Annotated in this window: 20 protein-coding genes; 17 read left to right on the top strand and 3 right to left on the bottom strand. The window is 29.8% G+C overall.

Features of this window, described 5'->3' with window-relative positions:
- Window positions 1-72 precede the first annotated feature (72 nt).
- From ybaK to BUB47_RS07885, 16 genes are all read left to right on the top strand, one after another.
- Window positions 73-555 (top strand): Cys-tRNA(Pro) deacylase, encoded by a 483-nt coding sequence (gene ybaK / locus BUB47_RS07960; RefSeq protein ID WP_073185225.1) that lies wholly within the window; start codon window positions 73-75, stop codon window positions 553-555.
- Entirely contained in the window at window positions 545-2,230 is a 1,686-nt protein-coding gene (locus tag BUB47_RS07955) for a phospho-sugar mutase (protein WP_073185223.1), read from the top strand. The genes ybaK and BUB47_RS07955 overlap by 11 nt, the downstream gene beginning before the upstream one ends.
- A gap of 10 nt (window positions 2,231-2,240) precedes the next feature.
- Window positions 2,241-3,152 (top strand): PfkB family carbohydrate kinase, encoded by a 912-nt coding sequence (locus tag BUB47_RS07950; protein WP_073185222.1) that lies wholly within the window; start codon window positions 2,241-2,243, stop codon window positions 3,150-3,152.
- A gap of 8 nt (window positions 3,153-3,160) precedes the next feature.
- A complete protein-coding gene (locus BUB47_RS07945) occupies window positions 3,161-3,712 on the top strand; it encodes an isochorismatase family protein (protein WP_073185220.1) in 552 nt (183 codons plus the stop codon).
- A gap of 183 nt (window positions 3,713-3,895) precedes the next feature.
- On the top strand, window positions 3,896-4,936 hold the full coding sequence (locus BUB47_RS07940; RefSeq protein WP_073185219.1) for a metallophosphoesterase family protein: 1,041 nt from the start codon (window positions 3,896-3,898) through the stop codon (window positions 4,934-4,936).
- Window positions 4,926-7,238, top strand: a complete 2,313-nt coding sequence (locus BUB47_RS07935) for an ATP-binding protein (protein ID WP_073185217.1) — start codon at window positions 4,926-4,928, stop codon at window positions 7,236-7,238. The genes BUB47_RS07940 and BUB47_RS07935 overlap by 11 nt, the downstream gene beginning before the upstream one ends.
- Window positions 7,235-7,918, top strand: a complete 684-nt coding sequence (locus BUB47_RS07930) for a metallophosphoesterase (protein WP_073185215.1) — start codon at window positions 7,235-7,237, stop codon at window positions 7,916-7,918. Before BUB47_RS07935 ends, BUB47_RS07930 begins: the two co-directional genes overlap by 4 nt.
- Entirely contained in the window at window positions 7,918-8,460 is a 543-nt protein-coding gene (locus BUB47_RS07925) for a class IV adenylate cyclase (protein ID WP_073185213.1), read from the top strand. The genes BUB47_RS07930 and BUB47_RS07925 overlap by 1 nt, the downstream gene beginning before the upstream one ends.
- 53 nt (window positions 8,461-8,513) lie before the next feature.
- Complete coding sequence (gene ppsA, locus BUB47_RS07920; RefSeq protein ID WP_073185211.1) at window positions 8,514-10,862, top strand: phosphoenolpyruvate synthase; 2,349 nt, start codon at window positions 8,514-8,516, stop codon at window positions 10,860-10,862.
- Between the two features lie 330 nt (window positions 10,863-11,192).
- Window positions 11,193-12,707: an amino acid adenylation domain-containing protein gene (locus BUB47_RS07915; protein ID WP_073185209.1), complete on the top strand. Its 1,515-nt coding sequence runs from the start codon at window positions 11,193-11,195 to the stop codon at window positions 12,705-12,707.
- Window positions 12,691-13,491: a GNAT family N-acetyltransferase gene (locus tag BUB47_RS07910; protein ID WP_073185207.1), complete on the top strand. Its 801-nt coding sequence runs from the start codon at window positions 12,691-12,693 to the stop codon at window positions 13,489-13,491. The genes BUB47_RS07915 and BUB47_RS07910 overlap by 17 nt, the downstream gene beginning before the upstream one ends.
- 9 nt (window positions 13,492-13,500) lie before the next feature.
- A complete protein-coding gene (locus tag BUB47_RS07905; RefSeq protein WP_234945651.1) occupies window positions 13,501-13,737 on the top strand; it encodes an acyl carrier protein in 237 nt (78 codons plus the stop codon).
- 107 nt (window positions 13,738-13,844) lie between these two features.
- Entirely contained in the window at window positions 13,845-15,209 is a 1,365-nt protein-coding gene (locus BUB47_RS07900) for an MBOAT family O-acyltransferase (protein ID WP_159430547.1), read from the top strand.
- 11 nt (window positions 15,210-15,220) lie between these two features.
- The gene (locus BUB47_RS07895) at window positions 15,221-17,047 is read left to right on the top strand and encodes a polysaccharide deacetylase family protein (protein ID WP_073185203.1); all 1,827 of its coding nucleotides are present in this window, start codon (window positions 15,221-15,223) and stop codon (window positions 17,045-17,047) included.
- Window positions 17,048-17,210: 163 nt separating this feature from the next.
- Window positions 17,211-18,284, top strand: coding sequence for a M24 family metallopeptidase (locus tag BUB47_RS07890; protein WP_073185201.1), 1,074 nt, complete (start codon window positions 17,211-17,213; stop codon window positions 18,282-18,284).
- A 4-nt stretch (window positions 18,285-18,288) separates the two neighbouring features.
- On the top strand, window positions 18,289-18,522 hold the full coding sequence (locus BUB47_RS07885; protein WP_073185199.1) for a putative signal transducing protein: 234 nt from the start codon (window positions 18,289-18,291) through the stop codon (window positions 18,520-18,522).
- A gap of 65 nt (window positions 18,523-18,587) precedes the next feature.
- Here BUB47_RS07885 and BUB47_RS07880 read toward each other — a convergent pair whose 3' ends face one another.
- From BUB47_RS07880 to BUB47_RS07870, 3 genes are all read right to left on the bottom strand, one after another.
- Window positions 18,588-20,129: a putative ABC transporter permease subunit gene (locus BUB47_RS07880; protein WP_073185195.1), complete on the bottom strand. Its 1,542-nt coding sequence runs from the start codon at window positions 20,127-20,129 to the stop codon at window positions 18,588-18,590.
- Entirely contained in the window at window positions 20,119-20,832 is a 714-nt protein-coding gene (locus BUB47_RS07875) for an ABC transporter ATP-binding protein (protein ID WP_073185190.1), read from the bottom strand. The genes BUB47_RS07880 and BUB47_RS07875 overlap by 11 nt, the downstream gene beginning before the upstream one ends.
- Window positions 20,833-20,901: 69 nt before the next feature.
- Window positions 20,902-21,600: a precorrin-2 dehydrogenase/sirohydrochlorin ferrochelatase family protein gene (locus tag BUB47_RS07870; protein WP_073185187.1), complete on the bottom strand. Its 699-nt coding sequence runs from the start codon at window positions 21,598-21,600 to the stop codon at window positions 20,902-20,904.
- 185 nt (window positions 21,601-21,785) lie between these two features.
- Here BUB47_RS07870 and BUB47_RS07865 point away from each other — a divergent pair, with 185 nt between their 5' ends.
- Window positions 21,786-23,768, top strand: coding sequence for an S-layer homology domain-containing protein (locus BUB47_RS07865; RefSeq protein WP_073185185.1), 1,983 nt, complete (start codon window positions 21,786-21,788; stop codon window positions 23,766-23,768).
- The last annotated feature ends 172 nt before the right edge of the window (window positions 23,769-23,940 follow it).

The following is a 23,940-nucleotide window of genomic DNA, read 5'->3' as shown; positions in this document are numbered from 1 at the left end:
CTGTTAAAATATTTAAAGGTGAAAAAAGTTGATATTTACTGTAAAATATAGGAAGAATGTGGTGATTTTAAAATGAAAAAGACAAATGCAATGAGAATTTTAGAAAAAAACAATGTAAATTATGAAGTTATAGAATATTCTTCTAAAGGTGGAATCTCGGGAGTGGAAGTTGCAAAGACTTTAAAAGAAGATGTATATTTAGTTTATAAGACTTTAGTTACAGAATCTAAAGAAAGTTACTATGTATTTGTAATACCCGTATATGGAGAATTGGACTTAAAAAAAGCGGCAATTGTAAGCGGGGAGAAGAAAATTGAAATGCTTCCACAAAAAAATCTTTTGAGTTTGACAGGATATGTTCATGGAGGATGTTCCCCTGTTGGAATGAAAAAATTATTTACGACATTTATAGATGAAACTGCAAAAAGTAAAGATTATTTTTTTGTAAGTGGTGGAAAAGTGGGCATGCAGATAAAAGTAAATCCAGTAGAAGTTGCAAATTTAATAAATGCAAAATTTGCAGATTTAGTAAAGGGTGAAACAAGTGGATTATAGAAATAAAATGAATGAATGGCTTGAAAGTTCAGTAATTGATTTAGAATCAAAGGCTGAAATAGAAAATATAAAAGATGAAAATGAATTAAAAGATAGATTTTATAGAGATTTAGAGTTTGGAACTGCAGGACTTAGAGGAATTATAGGAGCTGGAACTAATAGAATGAACAAGTACGTAGTTTCACGAGCTACTCAAGGTCTGGCAAATGTAATAAAAAAACGTGGAACAGAAGCTATGGAAAGAGGAGTTGTAATAGCCTATGACGTGAGATTTATGTCTAAGGAATTTACAGATGTAGCATCAAGAGTATTTGCAGCAAATGGAATAAAAACTTATTTGTTTAGCGATATAAGACCTACGCCAATGCTATCATACGCAGTTAGGTATTTAGGGGCAATTTCAGGAATAGTAGTGACAGCAAGTCACAATCCGAAACAGTACAACGGCTATAAAGTTTACTGGGAGGAGGGCTCTCAAATATTAGATGATATTGCAAATGAAATACTTTCTGAAATTAAAAAGTTAAAATATGAAGACGTAGAAATTATGGACTATAAAAGAACCGTAGAAAGCGGACTAGTTGAGATAATAAAAAGTGATTTAGATGAGAGCTACTACAAGAAAACCCTCTCTAAGAGTTTAAGTGAAGATATAGACAAAGATATTTGTGTGGTATATTCTCCACTAAATGGAACGGGAAATAAGCCCGTTAGATATGTATTAGAGCAAAGGGGATTTACAAATATAAATGTAGTTTCTGAACAGGAGCATCCTGATCCTACATTTGAAACAGTGGGATATCCCAATCCTGAAGATATAAAAGCTTTTGAATATTCTATTAAACTGGCACAGGAGTTAAATGCAGATTTAATATTTGCCACAGATCCCGACTGTGATAGAGTTGCAATGATGGGAAAAAAATCTGTAGGTGAATACTACGCCTTTAATGGAAATCAAACAGGTGCACTTTTAATACACTATATATTAAACAGATTAAATGACAAAAATATTATTCCCTTTGACGCAGCCATGGTTAAGTCAATAGTCACAGGAGATTTGGGAAGAGAAATTGCAGAGAGTTTAGGTGTCAGCACATTTGAAACACTAACGGGATTTAAGCATATTTGTTCACTTGCAAATCTCTGGGACAAGACTAGAGAATATAAATTTATATTCGGCTATGAAGAGAGTATTGGATATGTGTATGGAGATCACGTGAGAGATAAAGATGCAGTTATTTCATCTATGATGATAGTTGAAATGGCAGCTTACTATAAAAAACGAGGTAAGAATTTAGTAGAAGTACTTGAAGAAATATATAGAGAATTTGGATATTTCAAGGAAGATTTAACAAGTATAGTACTTGAGGGAATTGAGGGAAGCGAGAGAATTTCCAGAATGATGAAGTATTTTAGAGAGCAGGAGTTTACTTCTTTTGGAAAAATAGAGCTAAAAGAAAGAATAGACTATTTAAATGGGTATAAAGATGTAGCAGCATCAAATGTTTTAAAATATTATTTAGAAGACGGCTCTTGGTTTGCAATAAGACCTTCAGGAACAGAGCCCAAGATAAAACTGTATATTTATACAAAGGACGAAGATGAGAAAAGAGCAGTTGAAAAACTAAGAGAAATTAAGGAAGATTTATTAAATAAACTTTATAGTATAAATTAATGGAGGATATATGATTATATATTGTGATCTCAACCCAAAGATAACTAGAAAATATAAAGTCAGCAATTTTAAAAAGAATGCTGAAAATGAGTCAGAAGAATCAAGAGTATATGCATCTGGATATGGAGTAGACAGCGTGTTTTTTTTAAGGTACTTAGGGGCAAATCCCAAACTTTTAACTTTTCTAGGAGGAGAAACAGGAGAAGAAATAAAGACAAGGTTAAGTGAAAATTCTGTGGACTATGATTTTATTAGAATTGTAGATGAAAACATTGAAGAGATTTTAATTCAAAACAAGTCTTTTAGAACAGTAGTTAGAACGAAAAGTCCTAGAATAACATCAGAAAACAGAGATGATTTTTTAATAAAACTATCAAAGGAAAGTACTAATAGAAATTTAGTGTGTATTCCGGAAATAGACTTTGATGCATGGGGAGATAGAACCTATGAAACGTTAATAAGCCTTTGCAACAGAAGGGGAATTGACGTTGCACTAAATATAAAAAGATTTGAAGATTTAGGGGAGCAAAAACCTTTTATTGCCATAGTTGAAAAGGAAGAGTTGGAGAGATTTACAAATACAATTATTAAAACTCAAAATGACGTAATAAGAGCATCTAAATTTGTATTAAACAAGGGAATAGTAAACCTAATAGTTATATCTGAAAATGGTGTAATAGTTGCAAACAAAACTGAATCTATAAAGGTAGACTTTGAAAGTTTTAAGAATGATATTACTAAAATAAATAAAAATTTAATATTGGCTGGAATCGGATTTGGATTTGAGAGAAAATATGACTTTGAAACTACTATAAAATTTTCAGTAGCCTCTTCAATTGTAGAAAATTTTGTAAAATTTAGAATGGTTTCAATGGCAGATATTAAAAAGCTAATGACCGGTATAAAAGTAAGTAAAATATAGGAGGATTTATGAAAAATTTTAATTTAGATAGAGAAAAAACTTTGTTCTTATTTGTAGATTTACAAGATAAACTTTTAAAAGCAATAAGTAATAAGGAAGAAGTTTTAAAAAATGCAAAAATACTGTCACATATGGCGCAGATAATGGATATAGATAGAATGGTAACAGCTCAATATCCAAAGGGTTTAGGCTATACAAATGCTGAGATAATAGAACCTATAGGAGAAACTAAGGAAATAGAAAAAAAGAGCTTTAGTTGCATGTTAGATGAAAATTTTAGAGCTGAACTGGAAGCTAAAAAGAAAAGTCAAATTGTAATGTGCGGAATAGAAGCTCATATATGTGTGTTGTTGACAGCAAGAGATTTAATTAAAGCAGGATATGAAGTATTTATTGCAAGTGATGCAATGGGCTCCAGATCTGAATTTAATTATAAAAATGCACTAAGCCAATTTAAAGATATGGGCTGTGTGGTTTCAAATGTGGAATCTATAATGTTTGACTTAAATTCAATTGCAGGCACTGATGAATTTAAGAAAGTTCAAAAATTAATAATGTAGTTGGAAATTTAGAGAATTTTGTATTTGTGAAAATAAGTAGTAAATTTTAAAATTAAAGAAATAGTATATTGGCAAAATATATAAATTTATGATAGAGACTTATAGTATGGCTATAGTCTCTATTTTTTAATGTGAAATGTTGTGATAGGTATTTATATAAGATATAATTATGGGGGTGATTATATGAAAATCTTACATACTGGAGATTTACACTTAGGTAGATTTTACAAAGGAGAACTACCTCAAAATATTTCTTCCATTAGAAGAGAAGAACTATGGGTGAGTTTTAAAAATACAATAGAATATGTAAATGACAATAATATAGATGTACTTTTAATATGTGGAGATATATATGAGAGAGAGTACTTTACTTTTTCAGATATGCTCAGATTTAGAGATATACTAAACAAATTAAATAGTGCATATACTTTTATTATTGGGGGAAATCATGATTATATAGATGAAAATTCTCTTTTATATAAGGTAGATTTTAATGAGAAAGTTTATATTTTTAATAAAGATGCATTTTTTGATATTGATGAGTTAAATTTAAGGGTACATGGCATTTCGTGGAACCGTCAATTTGACTTTAATACAGATTTAAACTTTAAAGTGGAAGATGAAAAGACAAATATACTAATGCTTCATGGAAGCGTCGGTGGAAGAGATTATTTTCCCATAGATATGAAAGTAATAGATGAATATAAATTTGACTATGTTGCCCTAGGTCACATTCACTTAGAGCAGAAAATAGAAGACAATTGCTATTACTGTGGTTCTCCTGAGGGGCTGAGTTTTTCGGAATTGGGAGACAGAGGATTTTTAGTTGTGGAAATTGAAAATGGAGAAAGAAAAGTTGATTTTATTTCCAATTCAATACGAAAGTACAATGAGATAATCTTAGAAGTTTCAGAGGATATTACAGTTGAAAAAGTTTTGGAGGAGTTTAATAATTTACTGTCTTCTAAAAAAGAAGATTTAAACAGAGTAATTGTAAGAGGAAAATACACTAATCCAAATTACTTAATAGAAGTACTAAAAAATCAAAGGGGATTTTTTTATGTAGAGATAGTAGATGAATTAAAACTCACTATATCAATTGAAGAGCTATATGAAAAAAATAGAGAAAATATAATAGGGAAGTATATTGCAGGTGCCAAAGCAGACACGAGATTGCTAAATATTGGCTTAAAAGCACTGTTAGAGGCGAAAAATGAAAATTAATGAAATTGGAATTTCAAATTTTGGAAAATTTCACAATAAAAAAATAAAGCTCTCAAAGGGGCTTAATTTAATAGTTGGAAATAATGAAAGTGGAAAATCAACTGTCTTTACATTTTTATTTGGGATGTTCTACGGCTTTGCAAAAGACTCTACAAAGAGGCGTATTTTTGATGAAAACTTTGAAAAATATAGACCTTGGCTGGGAACAGATTATAGAGGATATTTAGAAGTTGAAGATGGAAATATATTTAGAATTGAGAGAGATTTTAATAAAAATGAACTTAGTTTCATAAATTTATCCACGGGAGAAAACATTTCAAATTCTGATGAACTTATTAAATATACTAAGATAAAGCAACCTGGAGCTTATCTATTTGGGGTGAACAGCACTGTATTTTTAAACAGTTTTTTTGTGGGACAGTTACAAACTGAGCCCAAGCAAGAAAGTTACGAAGCTCTTAAGGAGAAAATTGAAAACTTTTCCACTGCCAGTGATGAGCTTGTAAATCCAATGAAGGCAATATCCTTAATTCAAGAGCAGTTAAATACTTTGGGAAAGCAGAGTTTAAGCAAAAGTGAAATTGGAAAATTAAGTAGTGAAATTGAAAAACTTAAAAGAGAAATATTTATTTTGGAAAATGAAAAATCTGATTATGATGATCTATTAACTGAACAAGAAAAATTAAAAAAGAGACAAGATTTTTTAAAAAGTGAAATAGGTAGAGCGGAGTTAATTGAAGATCAAAAGCGCTACAATGAGATTTTAGAAAAGAAAAGCGAAATTGCAGACTTATTAAATAAAAAAAGCAGTGACAATTTAATAAGCTATGAGTCCTATGAAAAAGTTATAGAACTTGAAAAGAAAATTTACAATATAGAGAGAAAAATAAGTGAACTTTCAATGCTCGGTTCAAGCACAAGTGAGCTTAACTTAGATGAGGAAGAGGAGTTAAAAAAGGACTTTGCTCATATACAAAATTTAAACAACACACTTCGTGAGTTAAATGCAATAAACTATTCTAAAGAAATAGAATTTATACGTCTGGATATTAAAAATGTTAAAAATTCCAGTGGCAAAATCACTTCACTAATAAGTTTATCGGGAGTAGCCATAGTATTAATACTTATTATTTCAATTTACTTTAAAAAATATTATTTAAATCTTATAAGTGTTGGATTTGGAATATATATTTACTTAAGGTCAATTAAAATTAGAATGAATTTAGATGTTGTAAATAGATTAAATACAAAAGTTGAAGATTATGAAAAAAAATCTAGTGAAAAAACTTTAAAGAAGAAAGAATTAGACATATTGTTAGATAATCTATGTAAAAAATACAAAGTAAAAGACAATGTGGAATTAGAACAATTTATAGATAGTAAATTAAAAACTTTAAATGAAAACAAATTAAAGACAGAGTTGTTAAACAGCGAAATTGAAAAACAAAAGTCTGAACTCTATACTTTAGATGAAGAACTTAAAAAATTAAAAAATGAACAAGACAATATTTTTAAAAGTTATGGCATTGAAAATATAAGTGAATTTAAAGATAAATTTAATGAAGATTTGAAAATAATTTCAGTAGATACAAAAATAGAAAATTTAGAAAATATAATTAATTTGCTTTTAGAAGGCAGAGACTTTGAAGAGTTAAATCACAAAGTGCAAATAGAAGATATAGATACTTCATCAGTAAAAGAAGAGTACAGAAATATTGAATTGGAATTAACCAGAGTAAAAGAGAGAATATCAATAGTTGAAGTGTCAATTAAAAAGTTGGAAAAATTTAAAGAGGAATTGAGTTTTAAAACTAAAGAACTTGATGAAAAAGAAAAAGATAAAAAGTCCAGTGAAGAGGCTATAGAGTTAATTAGAGAAATTTCAAAAGAAAACAAAGAAAATATACTTCCTCTACTAAGAGATAGTATATCTGATTTGTTAAAGAAGTTTACAAATTCCAAATACGACAATATAAATATTGACTCTCAATTTAATATAAGCGTGTATGACAGTGAAGTAGATAAGTATGTAAAGACAAGTGAACTAAGTAATGGAACAATTGATCAAATTTACTTGGCATTTAGAATATCAATTTTAAACTTATTGTTTGAAAATGCACCTATAGTTTTAGATGACCACTTTATTCAATATGATGATAATAGACTTGAAAGTACGATTAAATATCTAAATGAAATATCTAAATCAAAGCAAGTAATTATTTTTTCAGCAACTAATAGAGAAAAGATGGAAATGGAAAAAATGAATGTAGAATATAATTTAGTAAATATGGAGCAGATATGATTTGGGCACTAGGAGATTTACACTTTGACCCAGTGGGAGATAAACCAATGGATATTTTTGGAGAGAAGTGGGAAAAACACGAAGAGAAAATAATAGAACATTGGAAAAAAGTAGTCTTACCTGAAGATTTAGTACTACTTCCGGGAGATATTTCTTGGGGATTAAAACTTAAAGAATCAGAGAAAGACTTGAGAATTATAGATGAGTTGCCTGGAAAGAAGATAATTTCAAAGGGGAATCACGACTACTGGTGGAGTTCTTTAAATAAAATGAACGCTCTGGATTTAAAGACAATAGAGTTTTTGTCCAACAATTCCTTTTTATACAATGGAATTGGAATTTATGGAACTAGAGGTTGGATGTCAAAGGACACTCAGGGATTTAATGAAAACGATGAGACAATATATAAAAGAGAATTAAATAGACTTATGAACTCTTTAAATTCCGGAAGTGATGTTGATAAAAAAATAGTTATGCTACACTATCCACCTTTTGATCAAAATTTAAAGCCTAATGAATTTGCCAATCTGTTAAGCGAAAATGGAGTGGATTTGTGTATATATGGACATTTACATGCAGAGGGACACAAGTTTGTGGTTGAAGGAGAAATTGAAGGGGTAGAGTATAAGTGCGTATCCAGTGACTATGTGGATTTTAAATTACAGGAGATACTAATTTAATGGAAAGAGAAATAGAAGTTAAGCTCTTGGGCTTAGATGTAGAAAAAATTGAGAATCAGTTAATAAACTTAGGTGCTAAGTTAATAGCTAAAGAGTATCAGGAAAATACAACTATTGACTCCACGGTAAATCCCATTTCTAATAATACTGAAGGATACCTCAGAATTAGATATACTAAAGATTTAATAAATAAAAAAGAATATATGTATTTAACTTTTAAAGAACAAATTACAAATAAAAGAGTCAGAGAAAATATTGAGCATACTACAGAAATATCTAATAGAGAAGAAATGATAAACATATTAAAACTATTAGGTTACAATATATATGATACTGGATATAAAAATAGAGTGTCATATATCTATAAGAATGCTCGTTTTGATATAGATAAGTGGGATGAAAATACTTATCCTTACCCATATATTGAAGTAGAATCAGAAAGTGAAAGTGAGCTTTATAAATTATTAAAGGAGCTTAACATAGCTAAAGAGGCTGTTTCAACATTATCTATAGCAGAACTTAAAAATTCTTTAAAAAAGTAATGTAACATATATATTAAATGTGGTATAATAGTTCTGGAAAAAGGAGGATGACTATGTCAAATTATACTTATATTAAGTGGTTTAATGAAGTTAAAAAAGAAGATATTTCACAAGTTGGAGGAAAGGGAGCAAATTTAGGTGAGTTAACTCACATGGGTCTACCAGTGCCTCCGGGATTTTGTATTACAGCTGGCGGATATGATAAATTTATAGAATATGCAGAATTAGATGAAGTTGTAAAATTTTTAATGGAGCCATTAGATGTAGATAATGTTGATTCATTAACGGAAGTTAGTAGAGAAATCCAAGAAAAAATAAATAATGGAAAGATATATCCTAAATTAGAAGAAGAAATTGTAAGTGCCTATAGGGAATTTGCAAAAGAAATAAATGTTGAAAATCCGGAAGTTGCAGTTAGGTCTTCAGCTACAGCAGAAGATTTACCAGATGCTTCATTTGCAGGACAACAAGATACCTATCTTCACATAAGAGGTGAAGAAGAACTAGTAAAACACGTTAGAATGTGCTGGGCATCACTTTGGACATCAAGGGCAATTTACTACAGAGAAAAACAAAATTTTGACCACTTTGATGTGTCACTTTCTGTTGTAATACAAAAAATGGTAAATTCAGAAAAATCCGGAGTTATGTTTACTGCTAATCCAATAAACAACAATGTTGATGAAATGATGATAAATGCAAGTTGGGGATTGGGAGAAGCAGTAGTGTCGGGAACTGTTACACCGGATGAATATATAATAGACAAGAAAACTAAAAAAATCATTGAAAAAAATATAGCTTCTAAAAATTCCATGGTAATTAAAAAATCTAGTGGAGTGGGAACAGAAGAAGTAAGCGTAGCGGATTATCTTGGAAGAGAATATGTAGATGCTGAGTGTCTAAATGAAAAAGAACTAAATACTCTAATTGAAAGAGGACTTAAAGTTGAAGAGCTATATGGCAGTGTTCAAGATACAGAGTGGGGATTTGACATAGATACAAAAGAATTTTACTTTTTACAATCCAGACCGATAACCACATTAAAAAAAGAAGAAAAAGAAGTGTTGACGCCACTTGCCAAAGGACTTCCTGCATCACCGGGAATTGGAAGAGGGAGAGTAAAATTAATAAAAGATATTTCAGAAATAAACCTCGTTGAAGATGGAGATATACTAGTAACTGAAATGACAAATCCGGATATGGTTCCGGCAATGAGAAAAGCTGCTGGAGTAGTTACAGATGAAGGCGGAAGAACTTGCCATGCTGCAATAGTTTCTCGTGAACTTCAAATACCATGTATAGTTGGAGCAAAAAATGCAACTAAGGTTTTAAAAGATGGAGCTGAAGTTACAGTTGATGCTACAAGGGGAATAGTTTATGAGGGATTTGTACTAAAGGAAAAAGAAGAACCGAAACAAGAGGGAAAAGAAAATACAGTACAAGGTCAAGTAAATATAACTGACAGTTTAAAGAGTTTAATGGCTCCGGTAACTGCTACAAAAATTTATATGAACTTAGGAGAGCCTGAATTAATAGAGAAGTATAAAGACTTACCTTTTGATGGAATAGGACTTATGAGAACAGAGTTTATATTTACAAATATGATAGGTGCTCATCCAATGTACCTTGTAAAAACAGGTCAACAACAACTTATGATAGACAAGTTGGCAGAGGGTATTTCAAAAGTTGCATCGGCAATATATCCAAAAAATTTAGTAGTTAGAATGAGTGACTTTAGAACAAATGAATTTAGAGGACTTAAAGGCGGGGACGAAGTAGAACCAATAGAGTCTAACCCAATGATTGGATGGAGAGGAGTTTCCAGATATATTTCTCCAGAATATGAAGAGGGCTTTAGACTTGAGTGTAGAGCAATGTACAAAGTTAGAGAAGAATTCGGACTTAACAATGTAATAGCTATGCTTCCATTTGTGAGAACTACTGATGAGTTGGTTACAGTTAAGGAAATTATGGCAAGTGAAGGTTTAAAACAATCTAAAAACTTTAAAATTTGGATAATGGCAGAAGTTCCATCAGTAGTATTTCAAGCAGAGGAATTTGCTGAATTAGTAGATGGATTCTCAATAGGTTCAAATGACTTAACACAACTTGTAATGGGAGCAGATAGAGATTCAGGAGTTTTAAATAACATGGGTTACTTTGACGAGAGAAATGAACCTGTGAAAAGAGCTCTTAAGATTTTAATTGACGCTTGTAATAAAAAGGGAAAAACTTGTTCAATATGTGGACAAGGACCAAGTCAATATCCTGAACTTGCAGAGTATTTAGTTGAATGTGGCGTTACATCGATAAGTGTAAACCCTGATACAGTTGACTATACAAGAAGACTTGTGGCAAGTGTTGAACAAAAAATGATATTAAAAAAACTAAGAAATATGTAATAGGTTTATAATTTAAAATATTTAATAAGGCAGGTGTGGCCTTTAGCTGCACCTGTTTTTTATTTTTATAATATAGTTGAAAAACATTTTAAATAGCTATAGCATAAAAATATCAAAGCTTTGAATATAAAAACTTATAAAATAGAGAGTTGCTACTTAAAAATATAAAAATCACTTATTTTAAAACACTGTAATTTAAATAAGTGAAATGCAGGAGTGGATAGTGCAGTGAAACAGCTGTAAATGAGCTGTTTAGCAAGGTCTATGTTTGATTTTAATAAGTATATATGTTATAATCACAACGTTATAGATTTGGAGGGGAGTGCATTTATGGCTATTAATTTAGTTGAATATTTAGAGGAAAGTGCAGAGAAATTTCCAGATAAATTAGCTATTTCCGATGAAAAGTTAGAACTTACTTTTAGTGAGCTAAGAGATAGTGCAAAGAGTATAGCAAGTTATATTTCAAGTGTAACGACAAATACTAATATGCCAATAGCTGTTGAAGTAGATAGGTGTACTCAAAGTGTAGTTATGTTTTTAGGTGTGCTCTACAGCAGAAATTTTTACGTTCCAATAGACAATAAGATGCCAAAAGACAGAGTAGAGCTAATTTTAAATGACGTTGAACCTATTTTGTGTTTAGATATTAAAGAAAATGGATTTTTTAGTAAGTTTAATGTCAATAGAAATAATTTTGAAAATATAGCTAATTTTAAATGTGGAGAACTGGATTTAAAAAACAAATTAGAAAATTTAATAGATATTGATCCGGCATATATGATTTATACATCAGGCTCTACTGGAATGCCAAAGGGAGTAGTTATAAGTCATAGAATGGTAATAGATTTTGCAGATTTTTTAAGTGAAACTTTTGGAATAGGTGAAGATGACATACTTGCAAATCAAGCTCCTTTTTATTTTGACTGTTCTGTAAAGTGTATATATCAAATGCTTAGAAATGGATGCACACTTTATATAATGAAACCATCTTACTTTATGTTTCCAATAAAGGCGGTGGAGTTTTTTAATGAGAAAAAGATTACAACTTTGCTATGGGCTACATCAGGTTTAAATATATTGTCATCGTCAGGTGTTTTTGAAAAATTAAAGCCACTTACTGTAAATAAAGTATTTTTCTCAGGAGAGATGCTATATGCAAAAGATTACTTGCTTTGGAAAGAAGCTTGTAGTGAAGGATCAAAGTTCATAAATTTATATGGGCCAACTGAAGTTACAGTAGATTGCACTTATTATTTAATAGATAGAGAATTTAAAAAAGAAGATGTAATTCCAATAGGTAAAGCCTGTAGAAATATGAATGTCTACTTGTTAAATGAAAATGATGAGCTTGTAGAAGATGGTGAAGTAGGAGAAATTTGTGCCAGAGGTACGGGTATTTCCTATGGATACTACAATAATATAGAAAAGACAAATGAAGTATTTGTTCAAAATCCATTTAATAAAAATTATAGAGATATAATATATAGAACTGGAGATTTAGGAAAGTACAATGAATATGGAGAAATAGTTTATATTTCCAGAAAAGACAATCAAATAAAACACATGGGAAGTAGAATTGAACTTGGCGAAATAGAAGTTGCAGCTGTATCTATAGATAAAGTTGATGAAGCTGTAGTATTTTATGACAGTGAAAACAAAAAGATTATACTTTATTGTAGTGGAAATGTAGATAAAAATGAAATATTTAAAGAGCTAAAGCATAAACTTCCAAAGTATATGTTGCCAAGTGAACTCCTTGTATATGAAAAATTTCCCTATAATAGAAACGGGAAAATAGACAGAGTTAAATTAAAGGAGTTATACTTTGAAGAGTTTAGTTAAGGATACAACTGAATTTAACTTGCTGATTAAAAAATATATTTCAAAAAAATATTTAAATAATGGCAATAGATTAATTAGAGACTATAGAATTTTAATAGAAGAAAACAGCCTTTACTTTGTAGAGAGTCCGAATTATATATTGTTCTATGAAGACTGTGAAGATTTTTATAATTTATATTATTTTATAGATAGAGAACATGACAATGTAAATTTAGAAGATGTAAAGTGTAATAAGCCCATAGTTTTTGATGAGGTAATTAAAAACGGAGATGAGAGTAGTGAGGTTATAAAGTGTTTTTTAGGTTCGGGATTTAAAAAATACTTAAGCAGAAACTACAGGGAATTTAAGCTAGGTGAAAAGCAGTTTAATCTACCTGAAGAAGTTGAGTTTGCATCTGTAGATGAAGTTGATTTAATATGCAACTTACAAGATAGCAATATAGATAAGTACACGGGAAATATATTGTCAAAGGAAAATATGTTAAGGGCAATAGAAGATAAACAGGTTTTATCCATTAAGGACAAAGGTAAAACTGTAGGTTATTTGAGATTTTTAAAAGAAAAAAAGACAGTTTCACTAGAGGGGATTGTTGTAGATAGAGATTATAGGGGAAGTGGACTTGCTAAAAAACTAGTAGAGTATTTTATAAGTTATTTTTCAGCTAGTGACTATAAAAAAATAGCGTTGTGGGTTCGAGATGATAACCTGGGAGCTGAAAAGCTTTACGATTATTTTGGGTTTGAAAGTGGAAAGTATATTTGCCACAACTATATAAAATTTTAGGGGGATATTGTGAATATTAAGGAAAAAATTGTTGAAATAATACAAGATTTAAATGAAGATTTTGATCCAAGTGCAGATGTGGATATAATTGAAGATGAAATATTGGATTCTTTTGATATTATAAACTTTATAATGGAGGCAGATGAAGCCTTTGGAGTAAAAATAGGAGTAGAGGATATAGTACCTGAAAATTTTGGAAGTGTAGACTCTATTGAAAAGTTAATAGAAAAATTAAAAAATAATTAATTATGATTTTATTTGAAAGTAGTTTTATAATTTTTACAATTTTAATAATATTTTTATACTATACTTTTTTAAAAAATTATCAGTGGCAATTATTACTGGTTGGAAGTTTGTTTTTTTATTATTATTTTACAAAATCAAATTTCATATTCTTTAGCATTATCAATACATTTGTATTTGGTCTGCTAATTGAAAAGGTAGAAAAAAAACAATTAAAAAAAACACTGTTAATACTCTGTCTTTTAATTAATTTTGGTCTGTTATTTTTAATAAAGTATAGTAATTTTTTTGCAAATAAATATGGTATTTTAATACCTCTGGGAATATCTTTTTACATGTTTCAATCAATCTCCTATGTAATAGATGTCTATAGGGGAAGTTATAAGTCAGAAAAAAATCCCTTTAAGTTTGCTCTCTTTGTATCTTATTTTCCTCAAATAATTCAAGGGCCAATTGGAAGGTATAATAAACTGGCTCCGCAAATGTTTAAAAAGCATGAGTATAACAGCTCTGACTTTAGATATGGATTTGAAACTATTTGCTGGGGAGCTTTTAAAAAAATATTTATTGCAGATAGAATAGCCACATTTGTAAATGCTGTATTTGCAAATTATGAGGGCTACTATGGTGCTGTTATTTTTTTAGCGGTTTTTGCCTACAGTATTCAAATATATACTGACTTTTCAGGTGGAATTGACATTGTAAGGGGAATTTCACAGATACTTGGAATTGAACTGGACGTAAACTTTAGAAGGCCTTTTTTTGCAAGATCGGTTTCAGATTTTTGGAGGCGTTGGCATATAACACTAAGTGCTTGGATGAAGGACTATGTGTTTTATTCACTAAACCTTTCAAAACCACTGGCTTTTATTAATAAAAAGGCGAGAAAGGCACTTGGAAATAAGACGGGGAAGTTAATATCTGTATGTATCTCCACATATATTTTATATTTTATAGTTGGAATATGGCATGGGGCAGGTAGCAATTATGTGTTTTATGGTCTGTGGAATGGAACTATAATTTCTCTTAGCTTGTATTTTGAATCATACTTTAAAAAGATAAAGAAAAAGTTGCACATTACAGATTATACAAATTGGTTTATGTTGTTTCAAATTTTAAGAGCCAATGTGTTGGTTACATTGGGAAGGTATTTTAGTAGGGCAGATAGTGCTAAAACTGCATTTGCAATGTTAAAGAGGACATTTACTCAGTTTAGTTTTGCGGATGTGAAGTTGGCAACGCTTTATGACATGGGATATACCTTTAATGGAATTGCAGCACTTATCTTATGTATACTTATCGTTTTTGTAGTGGACTTGTGCTTTGAAAAGAAAGTTAATTTATATAAGAAGTTTGACAGTGCAAATACTTTTATACAATTATTGGTGATTACAATATTTGTACTTTTAATAGTATTTGGAGTTATATATGCAGAGGGTTATGTGTCTACAGAATTTATCTATAGACAATATTAGTGGGAGGACGTATGAGTACTAAGAAATTTTTTACAATGTTTATATCAGTAGTACTAATTATTTTTGCCGCCATTCTGCTCTTAAATGTTTTAGTGGACCCCTTTGGGCTATTTGGAGATAAGATTTATAAGTGGGATTCCTATAATTTTACTCAAAATCCCAGAACTGCAAAAATAGGATATATTAATAAGCACAAAGGTGAATTTAATTCATATATAGTTGGGTCTTCAGGTTGTGGTTCTATAAAAGTGGACACTATTAATAAATATACAGGTGACAAGTACTACAATTCTTTTTACTATGGGTCTGATTTAATGGACTCTTATAATACAGTTAAGTATTTAAGCGAAAATACAGAAGTGGAAAACATAGTCTTGGGAATTAACTACAACACAGCTATGTTTTTTGATATTGGAGACGATGAAATAAATCAGAGAATGCATGGGAAAGTTGCAGAAAAAAACTTGTTTGATTTCTATAAGACTTTTTTATTTGCCAATCCGCAATATTCACTTGCGAAAATTAAAGATGCAAGGGAAGATTCCTTTTTCCAGAAGGACTTTGATGTATTTATTCCTGAAACCGGAGTTTATGACAAGAGTACAAGAGATGTAGAAAATATTGGAAATTTGGAAGACTATTTAAATAGAGAAACTTATAGCGTGTTTAAAAATTATCCAAGAGAAGAAAAAAAATTAGTTGAGCTAGATTCATTTAAAAATTGTATGAGTGATATAAAAAAATTGTGTGATGAGAAAAATATAAATTTACAGGTAATAGTGTTTCCAATTTACTGGGAGGACTTTGACAATTACAATATAGATGAACTTGAAACTTTTTATAGAGATTTAGGAGAAATTACTGACTTTTGGGATTTTTCTAAATCCACTATAAGTACTGAATCCAGATATTTTTATGACAGTACGCACTTTAGAAATAGCGTGGGAGATATGATGTTGGCAAAAATTTACGGTGATGAAAGTGTATATATGCCGGAAGATTTTGGAAATCATGTAGATAGTAGTAATATAGATGAATTTATATTAAATTTTAAAAACTATGAATTAAAATTTGATGATTCTACTTACACAGATAGCATTCCGATTATTTTACTTCACAGTATTGATGATGGAGAGTACTCAATTTCAAGTGAACAGTTTAAAAGACAAATGGAACTTATTAAAAAAAGTGGGTATAATACAATATCCTTTAGTGACTTGTATAATTACACAGAGAAGGGAACAGAACTTCCTGAAAATCCAATCTTAATTACCTTCGATGATGGATACTACTCAAATTATAAAATAGCCTATCCTATATTAAAGGAGCTGGACATGAAAGCTACGATTTATATCATAGGTTCAAGTTTGGGAAAGGACACTTATAAAGACACTAAGGAGAAGATTATTCCGCATTTTGGCACTAGTGAGGCCGCTGAAATGTATAATAGTGGTCTAATAGATATACAAAGTCATAGCTATGATATGCACCAATCGGAAAAATTTGAAAAGAGCACTCCAGTTAGAAGTAGTGTAAAGCAATTTGAAAATGAAAGTGAAGTGGATTATATAAAAGCCTTTAATAAGGATTTTTATGAGGAAGATAGTATAATAAAAAATATAACTAACAAAAATATCCATTCTTTTAGCTACCCTACAGGTTATTATAGTGAACACTCGGAAATTTTACTGGGACTGTTAGGGGTGAAGTCCACAGTTACTATAAATGAAGGAACAAATACAGTTATAAAAGGGCTTCCTCAGTCGCTTTTTGAACTTAAGAGAATAGACGTATATAGAGATATGCCAGATGAAAATTTACTAAATGCAATAAGATAAAGCTGCTTAAACTAAGTAGCTTTATTTTTTATGGCAGAATCTTAAAGTGTTTTTAGTTTAAAATACAAGAAAAATATTTAAATAAATATAGTAATTAAAAACTGCATTACTTGAATAAAATAGTATAAGTGATATTATTTATAATAATAAAGAGGTGATTTATATGAAGGAAAGAATAAAAAAAGTATGCTCAAAGATGAAAGAAGAGAATATAGGACAAGTGTTAGTTAGCGATCCGTATTCTATTTTTTACTTAATAGGTAGAAAAATAGAACCGGGTGAGAGATTACTTATCCTATCTATTGAAAACTCCGGAGAATTAAAACTATTTATAAATAAGTTATTTCCAATTGATGAAATAGAAGGAGTTGAAATAATTTGGTTAGATGATACAGATGATCAAATGAAAATTTTATCAAGTGCTATAAAAGACAGTGAAATAATTGGAGTAGATAAAAATTTAAGAGCAAGATTCTTAATTCCCCTTATGAATGCTAGATCAAGTATAAAATTTATAGAAGCTTCCTACCTTGTAGATGATTTTAGATCTAGAAAAGATTCGGAAGAAATAAAGAAAATGGAAGAAGCTTCAAAGTTAAATGACAGTGCAATGGGGAAAATGCAAGAGAAGCTATCTGAGGACTTAACTGAAAAAGAAATGAGTACTTATTTAATGGAAGTGTATAATTCACTGGGTGCCTATGAATTTAGTTTTGATCCTATCATAGGATATGGCGATAATGCAGCAGATCCACACCATGTAATAGACAATTCCAAGAAAAAAGTTGGAGAAAGTATTGTAGTTGACATGGGATGTATTTTAAATGACTACTGTTCAGATATGACTAGAACATTTTTTTATAGAGAAGTAAGTGAAGAGGCAAAAAAAGTTTATGAGACAGTTCTTGCGGCAAATTTAGCGGGAATAGCTGCAGCAAAGCCCGGAGCAAGATTTTGTGACGTAGATAAAGCGGCTAGAGATGTAATAGAAAAAGCAGGATACGGAAAATACTTCACTCATAGAACAGGGCATTCAATAGGAATGGAAACTCATGAAATTGGAGATGTTTCCTCAATTAATAAAAATGTTTTACAGCCGGGGAATATTTTTTCTGTAGAGCCGGGAATTTATATTCCGGGGGTTGCAGGAGTTAGAATTGAAGATTTAGTTTTAATAACAGAAGATGGCTGTGAAGTTTTAAATAGCTATCCAAAAGACCTTACAATTATTAGGTGATTTCATGGATGATGTAAATATAGTTACTCTAACTGTTGTAAGTTCTAATTTTGAACTTTCAATGGTAGTTGGAACACTGGAAGAAAACAATATTCCCTATTTATTAAGAAATTATGATGCGGGAAACTATATGAGATTACTTACAGGATCTGCAATGAGCAGCACAGAAGTTTTAGTGGAGGAGAACTCTTATACTAAGGCAAAAGATTTGATTATGTTGGTTTTAGGTCATGAATAATATAGATATTTAATTTGAAAAGGTAGATGTTTTGTACATCTACCTTTTTTGTTAGCATTTTCTAATTACATATACAGGTCTTTTTTTAATATTAATTTCCATAAAATAAAGTTAATAATTGAAATACTTACAAATGTAATTATTCCCAGTTGAACATTATCTAGTAGCAGCTTTGATTTAATAACAAAGATTATTAAAAGGGGAATAATTAAAACCAGCATTACGACAATCATAGAAAACCTCTGCTTCACAACTTCATTTGAGTTGGTCCAATTGTAGTTTACAGTTTTTAAATCATATAAAAGTCCTACAAGGTTAGAAAATATAGAATAGTTTATGGGAACTGCTATATTTATTATAAGTGGTATAAAACCCTGTTTAAAGTGAAGAGTTAAAACAATTGCTCCAATAATTAGAGGAACTGACATTATACTTACTCCAACTCTTACCTTAGATAAAAATATTTGTTCTTTTTTTATTGGCAAGCTAAGGGGAATCCAAATATTATTTCCTTCAATAGACATTGAGCAATAGGCCGTTTGAGCCATAACTGAAAACATACACAGAAGTATTAAAGTATAGGAGTTTATAGTTTCAGTTAAATTTGTAATGCCGGAGAGATTATTTAAACTTTCATCACCTAAAAAGGATGAAAAAATTACAATAACTATCATTGTAATTGGAATTGCAATTGTGTTGGAAATATAAGTACTATTGGAAAAAAACAGTTTCAACTCTTTTTTTTGAAGGGCGCTTTGCAGTGAATGCTTTTTAAAGGTTTCCTTAACTTTATTTTTATTATTGGACTTAGTGTTAGCTCTATTGTAAAGTGTGAAGTAATTTTTTTCTATATATATGAATGCTGCTATTACTATAAATCCGGAAATTATAATAAAGAGTAGTGCATTTAAAATATTATTTGTTAAAATTGCCTTTTCAAAGAAAATAATTGGAAAGTATATAACTTCAAATATTGATTTAATATTTAGTACTACACTTTCTAAGTTGTTGTAAAATAATTTTTGAAATACGTATATTAACAAATAAAATATCACAACTAATACAATTCCCAGTATGGAGCCAAGTTGTTTTTTATATTTAAAAGTAAAGTGCTTTGACAGAAACATTGTAACCAGTAGAGAAACTACAATTGGAATTGCAGGAAAAACCAGCAGCATAATTATAGCAATTAGTATAAAGGCAGGTGTTTCACTCTTTATTGCCATATAGCATATGGGAAATGAAAGTATCACAAGAATATAAAACAAACTTGAAATATATAGACCAATTAATTTACTGGTTATTACTTCTGAATCTTTAAGTGGAAGTGGAAATAATATATTATATTCTTTTTCACTAAACAAACTTAAATATCCTGTAGTAGCAACAGAAAACACAATGATAACTACACTTATTAGTCCGAATACACCGGGTATTAAATTCTTGTCATAGTTGTATAAAAAAACTGTTCCTGCAATTGAATATATAAAGACAAAGATTCCCACAAATAACATTGCAACACTTGCAAAGGAGTTTTTAGATTTATTGGAATTTGCATATTTTTTTATCTCAATACTAAGTAGTAGTTTTAATTTATCAATTCTCATCTTTCATTAACTCCATAAAAATGTTTTCCAGAGAAGAATTTTCCGCGATTTCTTTGGTATTTCCCTGTTCTACAATAACACCATCTTTTATAATTGCTATTTTATTACATAGGTTTTGAGCCACTTCCAATACGTGAGTTGAGAAAAAAATTGCACAGCCTCTATTACACATTTCTTTAAACTGTTCTTTTAGAAAGTGAGTTGCTGTTGGGTCAAGACCAACAAAGGGCTCATCTAAAATTAAAAGTTTGGGATTGTGAATTAGGGCACTTATAATTGCAAGTTTTTGTTTCATTCCATGAGAGTATGTGGAAATTAATGAACTTAAATCGTCTTTTAAGTCAAATATTTCTGAATACTCGTTAATTTTTTCTGTACGTTCAAATAATTCAATATCAAATACATCGGCAATGAAGTTTAAGTATTCAGTCCCCGTCATAAATTCATATAGGTCAGGATTATCGGGAATATAAGCGGTAACTTCTTTGCACTCTAAGGGGTGAGCTTTTATATTTAAACTATTTATTTCTATATTTCCGCTGTCAAAGTCTATTAAGCCTACAGCACATTTAATAGTAGTAGTCTTACCTGCACCATTTTTTCCTATAAATCCGAATATATCTCCGGACTCTATATTTAAGTTAATGTCTTTAAGTACGTTTTTATCTCCATAATTTTTAATTAAATTTTCGATTTTTAACATAGAACCACCAATTTTAAAATATTTTTCAAGAAAAACGCCCAACAATATTGTTGGGAGTTAATATAATAATTAAATTTTATCAGAATCTGTTTTATTATCCAAGTTGTTTTTGTCATCACTACTTTTATCTTCAACTGTATCACTGGTTGAAGTTATGCTAGAGTTTATAACTTTTAAATTGTTTAAATAAGTATTTAAGTTAATTTTTTCAGTGGCATATAACTCTCTAATAATATTGTCAATATCAGGAGAATTTTTTCTCACTAATTCAGCCCTTATCCTATTTAAAATTTTAATTTTTTCTTCATCATAAGTTTCAAATAACTTTTCTATGTCCTCATAGATAATATCTGAAATAGTTGGATTTAATTTATCTGTAGTAATTCCAATTGCAAGTCCACCTTTTTCCAATATTCTATTCATAAGCATAGTTGAATTAGAAAATACATCGCATCTTTCATATAAGATATTAGATTTTTGAGCACGTTTTTCCAAGGCATTATTTAATACAAAGTCATTAGTTGCAATGAGCACATAGTCATATGCAAAAAATATAAAGTTGCCATCTAAACTTTCTTCCTTTAAAAATAATTTGTCTGCATATTCTTTTTCCAGTTCGTATATTTCATCTACAAAGGTATCAGAGATTACATATATATTAAACTCAGTTTTTAAAAGAACTTTAATTTTTGAAAGACTTAAAAGTCCACCGCCTAAAACTAATACATTTTTATTTCTAGTGTCGAAGCTTACAGGTAAGTATCTCATAGAACTCCTCCCGTTCATATTTTTATATAATAGTATTATACAGTAAAACATAGGGAATAAACAAGGTTATTAGAAAGTTAATATGAGGAAAAGGTTTAATAAATGCAATATATTTGTAATATTACTAAAGGTTTTGTGTGATATAATAATTGTAGTTATTTATTATTGAATGGGAGGTTTGAAAAATGAATAATAAAAAAATTACAAGGATATTATCTGTTGGCCTTTGTGCCATCATGTTAGTTCCAAGTGTAGTTTCAGCAAAGGAATTTAATGACGTTAAAAAAAGCGGTGGATATAGTTGGGCCTATGATTATATAGACGAAATGAGTGACAAGGGCATAATTGAAGGATATCCAGGCGGAGACTTTCAACCAACTAAACCTGTAAGCTTAGAAGAAACTCTTCAACTGTTAAAGGGAATAATAAATCCATCAAAAGACGATTTAACTAAAGCAGTTGATAAATACGGTTCAATATGTGATAAATATGGAGTTAGCTCATGGGCAAAAGAAGCAGTATCTCTTGCTGTTGACAAAAATATCATAACTGAAGAAACTCTTAAAGAAGCTAAAAGTAAAGGCTTTATAGATTCAGATAGTATGGTATATCCAAATAGAAACACAGTTGCTGTATATTTTGGTAGAGGATTAAACTTATCTTCAAGTGGAAATGATTCAGTTTTAAAACACAAAGACATTGACAAAATACCGGCTTCTACTAAGGGATATTTGGCGTCACTAGTTGAGGCGGGAATTTTCTCAGCTACTGGATCAGAGGGAAACTTTGATGGAGATAGGTACATTAGAAGATCTGAAATGGCTAAAATTACAAAGTTATCTTATGACTATAAGACAAAAACCGGTGCCGTAAGCTCTGAAACTAAAGAGGCAACAGGTACAGTAGTTTTATCTACAAGCTTAAATAACTTAGATGCCATTATCATTGAAAAAGATGCAAAGAGATCACAATTTAGAGTGAACTCAAGTACTACTTATAAAATGAATGACAAAACTGCAGCGTTTAGCGATATAAAAGCCGGACAAGAAGTTAAAGTAACTTATTCAGAAAGTAGTGACACAACTGTTGCAGGTGTGGCAAAAACTATAGAAGTTACTAACAGCTCTAAAGACTTAATTGGCTATATTACTGCAACTAATTCAAATGGAATAACAGTTAAGTACACTACAAATAAGGACAATATTGACGTAAAATCAGACGATATTAAAACTACAGACAATAGCAACTTTGAACTTGCTACAAATGCAAAAATTTATGAACTTGGAAAAGAAGTAAAATCAGGTGATTTAAAATTAGATTCACTAGTTGAATTTAAAACTGACTCTTCTGGAAAAGTTATAGAAGTTATGTCTTATCCAAAGAGTGGTTCAGTTACAGGAGAAATAACTAGCAAGAGTACTACTTCAATTTCAGACTCTTCAAGTTCTTCTGATAGAAGAGAAACTATAAAACTTAAATTGGACAATGGAAAAACTTATACTTTCTACGGTAACTATATAAATAATAACAACAGTGAATTATTTAATAACCTTAAAGTTGGAGAAAAAGTAACACTTACTACAAACTTTAAAATAGTTACTAGAACTGGTTCAAGTGATGAAAAATTAAATATTGGTAGAATTACAAATATAGATGTATATTCTAGTACTAATTCAAATAATGAAACTGGAAGTGTTACACTTGAAAGTTCAAATGGCAACAGAACAACTTATTATTTGACTAGAAATACGTCTGTATACGAAGAAGATGGACTTAGAATAAATAGCATTGATTCAGGATATTTAAGAAATAAGTATGTTGAACTTGAACTTGATGGTAGCAAGATATTAAAAATAAAAATCATTAATGAAAATAACCAGTTTGATACTGTGGCTCAAATAACTCATATAACAGTAGATGGAGTGTTTAACAGCACTACAAAAACTTATAGAATAAAAGTGCTAAATGATGGAACAGGTGCTTTAAGAAAAGGCGAAGAATATTATTTCGATGCTGAAAAAGGCTTTGATATATATGACATAATTAGAATAAGTGGCTATAAATCTGGAAACACATTGGGTGGAGTATCTATAGAAAAGATAGATAAAGAAAGTAAAGAAATTGACCACTATGACAACTATACGGGAAGTGGAACAATAATTAATTAAAAAAATTCAAATATAAAAAATCAGAGTAGAGAACTTCTACTCTGATTTTTTATATTTATCCTTAATATTACGAAGTAAAAAAAGGTTCTATAATAAATGTTGGGGTGAGTACTCCAACATTTATTTTTTTGCAAAAAAAGAATGCACGTATCCCAAAAATCCTTTACCATAT

This window comes from Anaerosphaera aminiphila DSM 21120, from assembly GCF_900129925.1.
Taxonomy (GTDB): domain Bacteria; phylum Bacillota; class Clostridia; order Tissierellales; family Peptoniphilaceae; genus Anaerosphaera; species Anaerosphaera aminiphila.
Note: the sequence above shows the minus strand (reverse complement) of the source record. Positions and strands in the feature narration are given on the sequence as shown.